The 12,669-nt window shown below is 58.2% G+C and carries 16 protein-coding genes and 1 tRNA gene; 13 read left to right on the top strand and 4 right to left on the bottom strand.

The features are described from left to right. Nucleotides 1-1,530, top strand: a complete 1,530-nt coding sequence (locus OHL22_RS06260) for a hypothetical protein (RefSeq protein ID WP_263334441.1) — start codon at nucleotides 1-3, stop codon at nucleotides 1,528-1,530. After that, nucleotides 1,530-3,284, top strand: coding sequence for a hypothetical protein (locus OHL22_RS06255; RefSeq protein WP_263334438.1), 1,755 nt, complete (start codon nucleotides 1,530-1,532; stop codon nucleotides 3,282-3,284). The genes OHL22_RS06260 and OHL22_RS06255 overlap by 1 nt, the downstream gene beginning before the upstream one ends. A 224-nt stretch (nucleotides 3,285-3,508) precedes the next feature. Here OHL22_RS06255 and OHL22_RS06250 read toward each other — a convergent pair whose 3' ends face one another. Continuing rightward, nucleotides 3,509-4,093, bottom strand: a complete 585-nt coding sequence (locus OHL22_RS06250) for a hypothetical protein (protein WP_263334435.1) — start codon at nucleotides 4,091-4,093, stop codon at nucleotides 3,509-3,511. Nucleotides 4,094-4,159: 66 nt separating this feature from the next. Continuing rightward, a complete protein-coding gene (locus OHL22_RS25195; protein ID WP_449489626.1) occupies nucleotides 4,160-4,357 on the bottom strand; it encodes a zinc finger domain-containing protein in 198 nt (65 codons plus the stop codon). 91 nt (nucleotides 4,358-4,448) lie between these two features. On the opposite strand from OHL22_RS25195, the gene OHL22_RS06240 reads away from it, so the two are divergent. From OHL22_RS06240 to OHL22_RS06200, 9 genes are all read left to right on the top strand, one after another. Next, complete coding sequence (locus OHL22_RS06240) at nucleotides 4,449-7,397, top strand: hypothetical protein (RefSeq protein ID WP_263334430.1); 2,949 nt, start codon at nucleotides 4,449-4,451, stop codon at nucleotides 7,395-7,397. A 105-nt stretch (nucleotides 7,398-7,502) separates the two neighbouring features. Continuing rightward, the gene (locus OHL22_RS06235; protein WP_263334428.1) at nucleotides 7,503-7,754 is read left to right on the top strand and encodes a hypothetical protein; all 252 of its coding nucleotides are present in this window, start codon (nucleotides 7,503-7,505) and stop codon (nucleotides 7,752-7,754) included. 33 nt (nucleotides 7,755-7,787) lie between these two features. Continuing rightward, nucleotides 7,788-8,177: a hypothetical protein gene (locus tag OHL22_RS06230; RefSeq protein WP_263334426.1), complete on the top strand. Its 390-nt coding sequence runs from the start codon at nucleotides 7,788-7,790 to the stop codon at nucleotides 8,175-8,177. A 9-nt stretch (nucleotides 8,178-8,186) separates the two neighbouring features. Further along, nucleotides 8,187-8,363 carry a hypothetical protein gene (locus tag OHL22_RS06225; RefSeq protein ID WP_263334424.1) on the top strand — a complete coding sequence of 59 codons (177 nt, stop codon included), beginning with the start codon at nucleotides 8,187-8,189 and terminating at the stop codon, nucleotides 8,361-8,363. Then, on the top strand, nucleotides 8,360-8,587 hold the full coding sequence (locus OHL22_RS06220) for a hypothetical protein (RefSeq protein ID WP_263334421.1): 228 nt from the start codon (nucleotides 8,360-8,362) through the stop codon (nucleotides 8,585-8,587). Before OHL22_RS06225 ends, OHL22_RS06220 begins: the two co-directional genes overlap by 4 nt. A gap of 11 nt (nucleotides 8,588-8,598) precedes the next feature. After that, the gene (locus tag OHL22_RS06215) at nucleotides 8,599-9,018 is read left to right on the top strand and encodes a hypothetical protein (RefSeq protein ID WP_263334419.1); all 420 of its coding nucleotides are present in this window, start codon (nucleotides 8,599-8,601) and stop codon (nucleotides 9,016-9,018) included. Then, nucleotides 9,018-9,719, top strand: a complete 702-nt coding sequence (locus OHL22_RS06210; protein WP_263334417.1) for a hypothetical protein — start codon at nucleotides 9,018-9,020, stop codon at nucleotides 9,717-9,719. The genes OHL22_RS06215 and OHL22_RS06210 overlap by 1 nt, the downstream gene beginning before the upstream one ends. Nucleotides 9,720-9,774: 55 nt before the next feature. Next, nucleotides 9,775-9,987, top strand: a complete 213-nt coding sequence (locus OHL22_RS06205; RefSeq protein ID WP_263334414.1) for an Acb2/Tad1 domain-containing protein — start codon at nucleotides 9,775-9,777, stop codon at nucleotides 9,985-9,987. 98 nt (nucleotides 9,988-10,085) lie between these two features. Continuing rightward, nucleotides 10,086-10,604 carry a glycoside hydrolase family 24 protein gene (locus OHL22_RS06200; protein WP_263334411.1) on the top strand — a complete coding sequence of 173 codons (519 nt, stop codon included), beginning with the start codon at nucleotides 10,086-10,088 and terminating at the stop codon, nucleotides 10,602-10,604. On the opposite strand, the gene OHL22_RS06195 is transcribed toward OHL22_RS06200, so the two are convergent. Next, nucleotides 10,585-10,749 carry a ribbon-helix-helix domain-containing protein gene (locus OHL22_RS06195; protein WP_263334409.1) on the bottom strand — a complete coding sequence of 55 codons (165 nt, stop codon included), beginning with the start codon at nucleotides 10,747-10,749 and terminating at the stop codon, nucleotides 10,585-10,587. The two genes, OHL22_RS06200 and OHL22_RS06195, sit on opposite strands and share 20 nt — an antisense overlap. 154 nt (nucleotides 10,750-10,903) lie before the next feature. Then, a complete protein-coding gene (locus tag OHL22_RS06190; protein ID WP_263334407.1) occupies nucleotides 10,904-11,071 on the bottom strand; it encodes a hypothetical protein in 168 nt (55 codons plus the stop codon). Between the two features lie 147 nt (nucleotides 11,072-11,218). Between OHL22_RS06190 and OHL22_RS06185 the strand changes: the two genes are divergently transcribed. Beyond that, nucleotides 11,219-12,385 (top strand): tyrosine-type recombinase/integrase, encoded by a 1,167-nt coding sequence (locus OHL22_RS06185; protein ID WP_263334405.1) that lies wholly within the window; start codon nucleotides 11,219-11,221, stop codon nucleotides 12,383-12,385. A 117-nt stretch (nucleotides 12,386-12,502) separates the two neighbouring features. Continuing rightward, nucleotides 12,503-12,593 (top strand) — tRNA-Thr (locus OHL22_RS06180). The last annotated feature ends 76 nt before the right edge of the window (nucleotides 12,594-12,669 follow it).

Genomic DNA, 12,669 nt, shown 5'->3' with positions numbered 1-12,669 from the left:
ATGCCTGAATTGCCACAGCCGCGGCCGATCGAGCCGGGGCCCAGCCCGCTCGCTACGATGGCGCAGCTGATGGGTATCAAGAATGCGCAGCAGGAACAGGCGCAGCGCGCGGCGTTAGCGCCGCTGCAACGGCAGGAAGCGCAGCAGCAGGTGCAGATAGGGCAGCAGAACATCGCGGCGCGGCAGGCTCTGAATGCCGCGTATAGCGGGGCGATCACAAAGGACGAGAACGGCAACCCTACCATCGACGAGACTAAGCTTGCGCAAGGATTGGCGCAGGGCCCTGCGGCTTACCAGACGCCGGAAGTGATGAAGGGGATTGTCGACTTCCACAAGAGCCGCGTCGACCTGCAGAGCTCGGTAACGAAGTTGCAGACCGAGCAGGCCGATATGCTTGGCTCTGCGGCCTCGGCAGTGAAAGCCGCGGGCTATGATCCGACGCTGGCGCATAGCCTACTCGATACCCTGCCGCAGTCGCCGCAACTGAACCATATCCGCGCGCAGATTGATAACCCTGCTGCGCTCAAGCAGCTGATCGACACGACGATTCAAAACTCGCCAAAACAGCGGGAGCTTATGGCTGCGCAGCAGCAGGCGGATGCGCGGACTCTTTCGTCGCAGACGGAGGCTGCACGGCTCAAGGGGCAGACCGACCCGAACAGCCCGTTGTATGCGCCGACGTCGGCTTCGGTTGCGATGGGCACGGCACCCGGCGCGGCGCAGATCCAGGCTGGTGAAGTGAAGCAGGCCGGGGCAAAGGCCGCAGCCGAAGAGAATGCGCGGATGCCTGGAGAGTTGGCGCTCGCGCGGCAGCGCCAAGCTCTTTCGCAGGGCGATCCGAATGCAGCGGCGCAGCTTTTGATCAATGGAGATGCGACGCTATCGGAGCTGAAGGCGCGCGGGGCGACGCCGGACTTCATTGCGAATACATTGGCGACCGCGCATCAGCTGAGCAATGGTCAGTACAACGCGCAGCGCGCAGATGCCGATTTCCAGGTGGCGAAATCGCCGGCGAATGTGGCTTTCTTTGGATCTGCGAAGTCGCTTACCGACAGAGGTGGAACGCTCGACCAGCTCGCGGCCGCGGCGAAGGATCTGCCGGGCGGCCACTTCCCCGCGCTTAATAGCATTGCGGATTGGGAGAGGGTGGCGACTGGTGACGGACCGATCGCAAAAGCTGCGTCGCTGGCGCTCGGAGTTGCCGACGATTACTCCAAGGTGATGGGCGGTGGCCAGGGCAGCGATACCTCTCGACTGCAGGCGCTCAACCTGCTGAAGCTCAGTCAGAGCCCGGACCAGAGGGCGGGAGGGATCGAAGGAATCAGGGGCGCGGTGAATTCGCAGAAGGTTTCGCGGATTGGTAACAACCCGATTCTGCAGCGTATGTATGGCGATGCGCAGCCTGCAGCAGCACAACCCGCGTCGGCGCGACCCGCAGCTGGTAGCGCTCAACCAACGGTAGGTACGGTCAAGACGTTTCCAAACGGCGCTAAGGGCGTTTGGGATGGCCATGGGTGGGCGGTGCAATAATGCCAACGTATCTTGACGCGAACGGGAACCCTATTGGAGGGGCGCAGGCAGGCGCTGCGCCTGCCAAAGTGTATTTGGACGACAATGGCAACCCCGTTTCGAATGGCGGCGGCTCGATCGACCTCTCGAACAAGGGCGCCCAGGGCACCTACAACATGTGGGATACGGCGGGGCATCGTCTCGACATTCCATACGGTCAGGTGCCGCATGCGATTGCTGCGGGCTATAAGTTCGACACGAATGCCGACGCGAACGGGCTGGCGCCTGGCGAGCAGTACGAGAAGGACTTGCGCGCGCAACTCGGCGTTAAGGATCAATCGGGCTTTGGGCAATATTGGGACCGACTGACTAATCCGGTTGGCAGCGGCGTGGATCAAGGAGTTGTTGGCGGCGCAAGGCAGATTGGCGGTCAGGCGATCAAGGCGGCAGCGCAGCCTGTTGTGCACCCAATCGATACGCTGAAAGGAACGGCAAAGTTTGCCTCCGATTACGCAACCGAAGGGCCTGCGTCTGTCGGGGAGGACGTGGTTGGACCGATGGTTGAGCAATATCTCTGGGATAGGCAACAGGGCGGACATGCTCTTGCTGCGGAGAACCTGATTGGGAATCTGCTGGGGATGTATGAGGGTGGCCGTGTAAGCGGCGCGGGGATGCGTGCGTGGGGCGGGCCTGCGGTCGATGCTGCGCTTCAGGGGGTTGGTGGTGGTTTGCGTGGTGCCGGAGAAGGGATTGCAGAGTCGGCTCTGGGGGTACGCAACGTGGATCGCGCCTTTGATGCGAGTCCTGGTGAAGCTGCCTTAGAGCAAACGAGGGGATACAAACCTTCGACGATAGCTGCGGAGGCCCAGCAGCGCTTAGAAGACCTCCAATTGGAGCGCGGGCTCCTAGCGCACGCTAATCCAGGTCCCGTTAATTTTGGGCCAGCGCGGCAGGTCGCGTCCGATGCGATGCAGGAGCAGGCTCTGCGTAACGCCATACCGCAGATAGACCGCATGAACCCTCTAGCGGAGCAGATTCGAACCCAGGGCGAGCCTCGCGATGGATGGCCGATCGGTGTACAGCCACCTCGACCGGCGGGAAGGCCGATTCCGCCATGGGTAGAGACGCCTGAGGCGCTCAATCTAAGGGAAGGCGTAGGCAATTATTCAGCGGACAAGCCATGGACTGGGAAAGCATCCGCAGATCCATTGCGAGGAATGGTTCGCGGCATGTATGGCTCGATGAGCGACAGTATTCACTCTGCCGTGCCGGAGATCGCACCGATCGATGCGACGATGCACGACCTGATACCGGTGGCTCAGCGCGCCAGTGAAGTAGATCTGAACGCTAATACATTGCAGCGTACATTCGGACGATTTGCCAGGCCTACGGGAGCGTTGGTGGGGACTGTATCGGGGGCAGCCGCCGGCCACGCGGCGGGTGGCGGGATGGGAGCACTTCTTGGCGGTTTTAGCGGCTTAATCGCACCGGAGGTTCTTGCTAGTCCGACTTTCCAAATGGCAATTGCACGGACAATCTACTCAATGGGAAAAGAGGCCGAGGCCGCTGGGCCGATGGCTGCGGAAGGAGCGAATCAAGTGGTACCAGCAATAGTAGTTGGCGGAGGGACTCAATCACCCGAAGATGCGGAGTTTAACAGGCTGAAGAGCGAGGCTGAAGCCACACGCCCCGGTTTCTTTCCCGATTATTATCTACGCGATAAGGCGCGTTTCAATGTTGCGCGGGCTCAGCAGGACGCAAGCGGGCAAAAATGAATGTGGTACACTCTCTCTCGCGAGGTTGCCAATGATCGCTATTTTCTTTATTGTCCTAGCGCTGTTCTTATTCATCGGATCAGGTCTCGTGGCTTTCTATGAGGTGCGGGAAACCAAGAGTTGGCCCAAAGAGAGCTTCGGACGCCTCTTGCTGACCGGCGGTTTATTTGTCGCGTGCCTCGTGGTTTTCGGGTAGAGAAAGCTATTTAGTTTAGATTTGGTCCTTAGTTGCAGTTAGTGTATGCCATTGTCCCAATGTATTGAGTTGTACAGTTGGTTTTTAGCCGTCCCGCATTGGGATTGACGGGCATCGGCAATTGATAAGGCTGCTGGCGGCTCATACCTATCATCGCGAGGCCCCACATCGCAAGCACTTGCTGTCGATGAGCTGCTTTATCATCTGCGATTTGTGACCGCTGGTGAGCTTGAATATTGGCTTGGTCTTTCAATTCAGAGAGAGTCGCAGATGATGCCTGCTTGTCCTGGACGGCTTTCAGTTGACTGTTTTCATTAGAGAGCCTAGCAATCTCTGCCTTGAAAGTGTCAATAAGTTCGACAAGCTCGGCGGCGCGAACGGGAGCATAGCCCATGTTGAGTGCGGTTTGAACCTTGCTGACATCCACGAGCGCAAGCATGTTTTGCGGGTCGTGCATGATTACGACTCCGCCGCCGGTGGGATTTACCAGCATGATTGAGTAATTCGCCATTGCGGGCGGCTGGGCGGCTGGGGCAGGAGCTGGCGCTGGTGTTTGGCTAAAGGAGCACTGGCTGGCGCATAACAACAAGGTAATTGAAAGCAATCGTTTCATTCCATTCCTCCGAGGGTCCGGCAAGTATCTCACTGGATAACTCGCCATGCCCATCCCAAGAATGTGTTATCGGCCAGCGATGGTCGTGCGCGCCGTTAGCGGTGCGTAGAGGGATTTGAAGGCGGCGAGGCTTTGTGCGCGGAGGGCGGTGGTGCGCTGGAAGTGGACTCCGTGGAGCCGTTCGCCTTGCTTGCCCTGGCAGGGACGGCCGGTGCGGGCGTGGCAGGCGGGACACGGTATCTGGTAGTCGCGGCGGATCTTCATAGCTTCTCCAATCAGCGCTGGAAGTATCTCACCCCGGCATCGAGTTAGTTAATCCCTAAAACGGTGTAGTTATCCCTAAAAGGAAAAGCGAATGATCAAGCGGTTGCTTTGCGCCGTCGCGCTGTTGTGCGCGCTGGCCGGTTCACTGAAGGCACAGAACACGACCACGTTTGGCAACATCGTGGCGATGGGCGTGCCGTGCGGCGCGGCGAACTGCGTTTACTACCAGCTGCCGCCGGCGACGCAGTGGGTTTCGGTGACGGTAACGGGAACGTGGACAGGGACGCTGGAGACGGCGGTAACCAGCGCGCCGAATGCGAACTACTCGAACCTGAACACGGTGACCTGGACGGCGGTGGCGACCGAGACGACGAATGGCACGTGGACGGTGGCGACGAGCGGCTCGACGTATCTGCGGGTGCGGGCGACGAGCTGGACGGGCGGCGCGGGGAGCCTGGCGCGTGTGGCGATGGACAGCACGCTGACGCAGGCTCCGCTGATGAACCCGATCTTTCTTGGTGCGTTGACGGCAACGGGCGTAGCCGCGGCGAATGGCGGATCCGGCTCGAACTGCTGGTATACGAATGGGAGCAATGGGCCTTGCCTCAGCAACCTCAACCTGGCGCAGGGAATCGTGAAGGGCACGGGCAGCGGGACGACTAACAGCGCGGCGGCCTACGGGGATGTTGTGGCGCTGTTTGCGGGGGGAAGCTGCAATGGCTTTCTCTACTTCAACGGGACGTGCCCTGCATCGGCGAGCACGCCGGCGGCGAACGGCATCTCGCAGACGGCGGCGAACTACTCGAACCTGGCAATCAACTACAGCGCCGCGCCGCGCGTAGGCTATCAGATGCCAGCGTTGAACGGGTTTTATTATCCGGCGCTGACGACGACGAACATCACATCGCAGGGTGGCACCTCGACAAACCTGAGCAACTACACGGTGAGTTATGAGAACACCGGCGGTACCGTGGTGGGAACGTGCACGGGTGTGGGAGCGACTACGGCTGGTACGGCCGGCACGGCCTATATTCCGTTTCTGCAGCCGCTCGATCCGACGCTGCCCACGCGAATCGTGGTGCATACCTGCATCGGCAGCAACACGACTACGCCAGATACGAATCTTCTTAAAGTTGCCATATCGAACAGCGGTGGAAGCGGAAGCTATGGATTCATAGCGTCGAACGTCTCTCAGACCTATATGAACACCACCCAATTTGGTGGAACAGTTCTTAACGAGTACGGCAATACGGGTGGGATTCCGAGCTACACAACTGGATCATTTTTCTTGGATTACATCGGCACCGGAGCCGGAGGTTTGGATGCCTCGGGAAATGAGTATGCCTGGGGCGGATGGATACCCGATACAGTAAGCATTCTGCAAGAAGAAGGTATCCCCGCTTTCGGCGTAGCGTATACGTCGCGGCCAGTTGTGCATGAAACAGCCATTACCCCCGCGAGCCTTGCGAACATCACCGGAATCTACATCAGCGACGCCTCGGTCAACACGATTGTCACTGGAGTCTATGTCTCGCAGGGACGGCTGGACGGCCCTACAGACGGCCTCATGCCGACACCTGGGTATGTCTCTTTCATCGTCGGCGATGATGGAGCGTACTCGCGCACCTACCCGGCGAACGTCTGGATTCCTTACTACTATGGCCCACCGACAGGCAATCCGATCGCGGAGATATTTCATGCTAACGCCAACACGAACCAGCTCAATGGTCCGGGCAGCCCGCTCTACCCGAACTTCTTTAGCGATGGAGGACCGAACAACAACTACGCTGGCATGATCGTAGCCTCGATCACTGGCGATAGTGGAGCGGGCTATAACACCACGATCAACGGTTGCTCGGCGGGGACAAACATCTACTGCTCACCGACTTCTACTGACTGGTTTTCGCTCACCGGCAACAAGTACCGAAACAATCTGGTCGGACTGATTCGGCAATATCTCCCTAACGCGAATCAGCTCTTCCGCATGGGTATGTCGATGGGCGCTGGAGATGTCGTGCAGGATGAGATTCTTCACCCTGGCGGAGCGGCTATCGCTGTCTTCTCTCCGGCATGGAATCTGACCGGTGCGTGGAATCTGAGTGGCGCTGCTCCGTATGGAAGCTACTCGAATTTTCAGGCTAATATCCAGAACGCTTATGGTACGTGGTGCCAGTCGCTAGTGGGTGGGAATCAGAACAATTCGCCTCTCAGTTCGCCGGTGGATTGGAACTGTCTCGGCGCAGGCGCAAATGGCCTTTCGCTGGGCTGGGAAAGCACGCATTTCAAAAATCGCGGAGCTTATAACTCGGGGACGAGTTACAACCAGAATGACCTTGTCGAAGTGCCGTACTCGGGGACCATCGCGAGTCTCGCGCCCTTCGACCCATATCTCAACTACACAGGTCTCTCAACGATCCCCATTCAGTCCTGGACAGAAACCGGCGACTCTGTTGTACCGACAGCCTGGAGCGCAGGGATGATCGCCCAACTCAACGCCTTGGGAAACGTCAATGCCGTAAACGTACAGCTCAACGATTGCACGCCGGGTACCGGCGTCGATTGCCATCTTAATGCTGGCGTTTTTACCAACGGCACAGCCACGACGCCGCCGTACAACACCACCAACAACGTCAGCCCGGCGCTGACTTTCTTCCGTACTTGGGAGACGCCGTTCTCGCCCACAGTCGGATCGCCACAAACGCAGGCACAGCCGAACGGCACTACGCAGCCGCATAACTATGCGACGGTGACGGCCACGAGCGGAGCTACGGCGACGGCGGTTGCGCCGTGCACGGCCAGTAGGTGTCAGGTCACGTTCTCGGGCGGCACAGTGACGACGGGTGCGATCTTCACTCTGGCATGGCCGTCTGGAACCTTCGCGACTATCCCGCTGTGCAGCGCGAATGAGCAAGCCAACACTTCGCTGCACGGCCTGAGTTCGCCGCTATCAGGCACCACGCTTACAGGCACTACGGTCGATGCCGCAGTCACCGTAGCCAGCGCAAGTTTCACGGTTGTTGTCAATTGCTCACAGCCTTGATCAAGCTCTCGCTGCAATGCGGGGGAACCAAAGCAACTAATGCAGCTGGGCCAGTGGGGCAAAGCTCGACACTCGTTTCACCGGCCCGATTTTTAAGGAGAGTACATGCTCTATCTGATCGCCTTTCTATTTATCTGGCCTTTCCATGCCAAGCCGGTGGAGACGCCAGTCCTTCATAAGAACGGCTTGTCTTTCTGCTCAAGCGGGTATCACCTGTGGCGGCTTGGGCGGTCTCGCAGCTTTGGTCCGCCGGCGAGTGAATGGATCCGGCTTAACGAAAGCTCAGTGCCGGACTACGAAGACCGGCACTCGTCGCTGCATTGCAGGCGGCAGGATTTGAAGGTAGCGCGTCGATAACAGACTCAGGATCGAAGAAAGGTTGATAGCGGGATGAATGTCGATCCTGAGTTTCTGCAGGAGAGCATCGTGGAAGAGGTTGCGAAACAGCTGAAACCGTTTGACTCGCGGCTGGCGGAGGTGAGGAAAGACGTCAAGAACATCTCCGAATGGAAAGACGAAGTCTACGCGAACGGGAGCGGCAAGAAGCAGGGCTACTTTGAGCGAGCTCGTCGCGAAGACAAAGATCGCTGGGACGAGATCCAGGGGCTGCTGGAGCAGAAGAACCGCGAAAGCATCGAAGCCGACATTCGCAAGAAAATAGCCGAGGAAAACTCCGCCAAGCATAAGCGCCATTTCGACTATTTGAAGCTCGTTATCGAGTTTCTCTCGATCTCCGGTGTCTGGGCATTTTTGCAGTGGCTCGCGAATCACCGCTTCTAGGAGGCAGTTATGGAAGAACCAGCACTAGATGACATTCACAAAACCGAAGAGCAGATTGTCCATCGCGATGCGCGGTTATTGCGTGAGCTGCACGAAGCGGCCGAGCTGATCACGGAGCTGCGCGCTCGCATCGCCGAGCTTCAGCAGGAGAATGCGAACCTCCGCAAGGAACGGGTGAAACCGTGATCGCTATGTTCTTTGCCAAGTACGCCCCGGAGATTGAGGTCGCTGCGGGCGCGCTATTTGTGAGCGCGGTGAGCGCGATGCCGAAGGCCTTTCCGAAATCCGCACAGGAGTGGTGGACGTGGCTACGCGAGACGCTGCAGTCGGCAATCCCTGCGCGCCGGCATGTCGAACCAGACCCTCCCCCAAACCCTTACCAGCCGGCAGAACCGGCGCAACCCAAGTAAAGGAGCAACACGTGGCAAATCCAATCGTAACTATCTTCGATGACGTCAAGAACTGGATCGGCAAGGCATTCAAGAAGGTCGAAAGCGAAGGCCCTGCGATCATTGCAACCATCAACCAGGTGGCGCCGGAAGCGGAAGCTGTCTTCGCCCTGGTCGACCCTGTGGCCGCGGCGATCGTCAACCCGATCGCCACCGAAGTGGTGGGCGACCTTGGCACGGTGCAGGCTTTTGCGAAGCAGGGTGCTTTCAGTAGCATCCCCAATTTTGCAAGCGCCATCGTTACCAACCTGAAGACGATTGCCTCGGAGGCGCATATCTCGAATCCGGCGAGCCTCTCGAAAGCGCAGGGTATTGTCTCTGCGATTGAAGCCATGCTGGAGAGCGTTTCGAATACCGCGGCTGCAGAAACCACGGCTGTTAAAGCGGCCTGATGCTCGACCGAACTCTAACTGTCGCTCGCATTGCCCTGGCGCTTGCCGGGGCCTTTGCGTTTGCGGCGGCCGGGTATGAAGTGCTGGCGGCGAGGCCGATCGTTCGTCATGTGGACGGAGTGCTGACGCGCGCCGAAGGCCTGGAATCGAAGCTGAACGCGACGGCCATCAATCTGGATAACGCTACGAAGGATTGGGCGGCCGCCTCGAAGACGCAGACGCAACAGGTCAACGCGATCGGAAAGCAGGCGCAGGATACGCTCGCGAGCCTCGGTGCAGCATCTGGGCAGCTGCAGGCCACCTTGCGGACGGCGAATGCGCAGCTCGCCGGCGTGGGGCCGTTGCTAGCGTCGGCGAAAGATGCTGTGGACTCGGTTGCACCGGCAGTTGCGCAGATCGGTGGGACGGCGCAGAAGCTGGGTACAACGGAAGACTCCGCGACGGCGTTTCTAAACGAGCTGCATGCGGCGGCGCAGAATCCAGAGCTTGCGGCCATGGTACACAACACCGCGAGCGTTACGGGAAGCTTCGCGCACATGGCGCAGGTGACGGATAAGAAGTGGTCGCTGATTATGGACCCTCCGCCGTGCGCCGGGAAGCTGTGCTGGCTGAAACGGAGCTGGATGGATATTCAAACCCTGAGCACTTTTGCTGCACATGCCGGGGAAGCTACCTACTGGATTGAGCAGGCCATGCATTGAGGCTCTAAGAAGTTAATTTCACACCGGCGGAATAGCCGGAGAAAGCTGGAAGTCAATGACGCAAGATCAGCTCGATAACTGGTTCAGTTATCACGCGCCGGAAGGTGATGACCTGGAACGCTACGCAAAGCTGCGCAGCGCCGGCAAGGTTTTCGCAGAAACCATCAACGAATGTTGCCCTGAATCTGCAGATAAAACTGCAGCTGTGCGCAAGGTGCGAGAGGCTGTTATGACAGCGAATGCCTCGATCGCATGTAGGGGTAAGTAGGTTTAGGCCGCAACGGCTGAATAAGCTCTCGCAACAGGAGAGAATCAAGGCAACTTGGCCCTCGATGGGATCGGGGGCCGTTTTTTCTTGAGGAGACTATGCCTTCACCGCAATTGACAGCGTTTCTCGATCTCATCGCGTGGAGCGAGGGGACCAGCACGCACCCGCTTACGCGCAACGATGGTTACGACGTGATTGTGACCGGAGCCGACGGGGCACCGGAGATCTTCACGGACTACGCAGACCATCCGTTTGCCGGCGGCCGCAAGCCTAAGCTGATTCGTATGGAGCCGCCGCCGCCGATCTTGTCGGACGCTGCGGGGCGTTACCAGCAGATGCTGAAGTACTGGCCTGCGTACAAGGCGCAACTGGAGCTGCCGGACTTCGGGCCTGCGTCGCAGGACAAACTCGCCATCCAGCTAATTACTGAATGCCGCGCGATCCGGCTGATCGAAGCTGGCCAGGTGACGGCGGCGATCGCCGCGTGCAGCTCGCGCTGGGCTTCGTTTCCTGGGAACAACTACGGCCAGGGCGGCCGAAAGATTGAAGAGTTGATGGCGCGGTATCCGGATCTATTGATCAAGCGGCAGGAACAAGTCACTGGCGCTTCTGCGTAACTTTAATGCCTTCCTGTTCGGCGAGGCGGCTGATCGCGATGCGGATGACGTTGGTTTCGTCGACCTGCAGTTTTTCGGATAGCTTCGCGAGCTGCGCTTCCTGGACGTCACTCAGGCGGATCGCCCGTTGCCTCTTCGGGGCCATGATTCATCGTAAAGCGCGGTTTGTATATCTATCAGATATGCAATGGGATACGTTTGCGCACTAAGAATGCCCTGTTGTCAATGGCCGTAACGTGGCATGCGCGAATCGTTACTTGAGGCTAGAATTCGCGCTATAGATTCACCTCACCGAAACTTTAGATACCTGTCTTGATGAGACGCGACACTGCAATGGCTATCGCTGCAGCCCGAGTGATGCTGTTGCTGGCCGCGATCTTGTCGAGCTGCTCGACGATCTCGGGTGAAAGCTTACTGTGAACCGTGACGCCTGGCTGTTTTGGTGGTGGGGTCTTGGCTTTTGCCATGCGGGGGATTATATCTCGAACCGACACTTTCCGTAAATTCCTATAACGTTTGTGTCCGATCGTGTCGAAACGTGTTGAATCGCAACTGATTTAGACATATAAAGTAAGTCGGGGCTCGTCTCTAATCCATTCGAGGTTCGATTTGCGGTGACGAAAATTGTTCGATTTCCAGGCCAGGCACACGGGGCTGACGCTTCCACCCGCGATGGCGCTGTCAGGGCATATGGGATGGGCTCCTACAAACTCACCGGGGATTTGATTTTTTCTGAAGCGATCGAGATATGGCTGGATCGACGAACAATTCCAGAAGTCGCGGCCGTCATCAAGGTCAAGTACATCTCGCAGAAGACGAAGAAGGATTACATCTGCGGCAAGAAAGCGCTGAACAAGTATTTTGCCTGGATGCGGCTACGCGACATTGATCCTGAGCAGATCAGCATCTATCAGAACGCTCGGGCGGCCTGCGACCGGGAGGTTGCGCACTGGGCGAAGCGTGCTGGCGCGAACTGTATTCGCAAAGAGGTGGACCTGCTGCTGAGGGTATTGCGCGACGCCGGCGTGTGGAAGGAAGAGCAGGACGCTGAGTTGATCCGGGTGCAGAAAGAAGATCTCGACATCGAGAAGGCGCTCTCTGCGGAGCAGCAGGAGCACTGGCTCCGCGTTGCGGAAGGCAAAGCTGAATTTCATTTCATTTACTGGTACAGCCTGCTGGCGTTTGACTCGACGTGCGCCAAAGGCGAGATGCGTGGCTTGAAGATCGGCGATTGCACTCCGGACGATGGCATCATCATGGTGCGGCGCGCGCTGGCGAAGAACAAGCATCGCAAGCGGACGATCGCGTTGCTTGAGGAGCGGACGATCTGGGCGCTTGAGCGATTGATCGAGCGGGCACAGGAGCTCGGCGCCAAGGGTCCGCAGGATCACCTTTTTCCGTTTCGTGAAATGGATGGCAGCTATAACCCGAAGAAGCCCATGTCGGAGTGGGGACTTGAAAAGCGATTCCAGGAAGTGAGAGATGTGGCCGGTCCGAAGTTCTTTAAGCCGAACGGGTTCAGACATACGGGGCTGACGCGGCTCGCGGAGGGTGGCACCCCGATTCATGTGCTATTGGCCCGCGCCGGGCATATCGACGAGGATACGCAGAAGCATTACATCCAGATCTCGATCGCTGCGCAGCGGCGTCATGCGAGAAGGGTTGTGCCGGATGAACCTGTGGCAGCTCCGGCTCCGAAGAAGCCTCCAGTGCGGCAGGAAAAGCCTAAACTGGCGCGCGCGGCGGGTATGTTCTGGATTTCGTCGACGACGGGATTTTGATTACTTCCTAGATTCCCACAGGGCCGTACTTTCTTTTTGTTGACTTGCACTCCGCTTTCTGGAGTAAATTCAATCTCAGTCAATTTCACTGAATAGGTGAATGAGTTTTCAGCCGTTGCCGGATTGCGGTCCGCGCAACTGATTGGCAAAGAGCTACTACTGATTCGTAATCAGTAGGTCACCGGTTCAAATCCGGTCTTCGGCTCCATTGAATTTCCAAAAGGGCGAGCGTCACTGTCTCATGGACGGCAGACTTTTCGCCCTTTTCGTTTTTCATCGCTCCT

Origin of the sequence: Acidicapsa dinghuensis (assembly GCF_025685685.1) — a bacterium.
Lineage (GTDB): Bacteria > Acidobacteriota > Terriglobia > Terriglobales > Acidobacteriaceae > Acidicapsa > Acidicapsa dinghuensis.
This window is presented reverse-complemented; position numbering and strand designations above follow the sequence as displayed.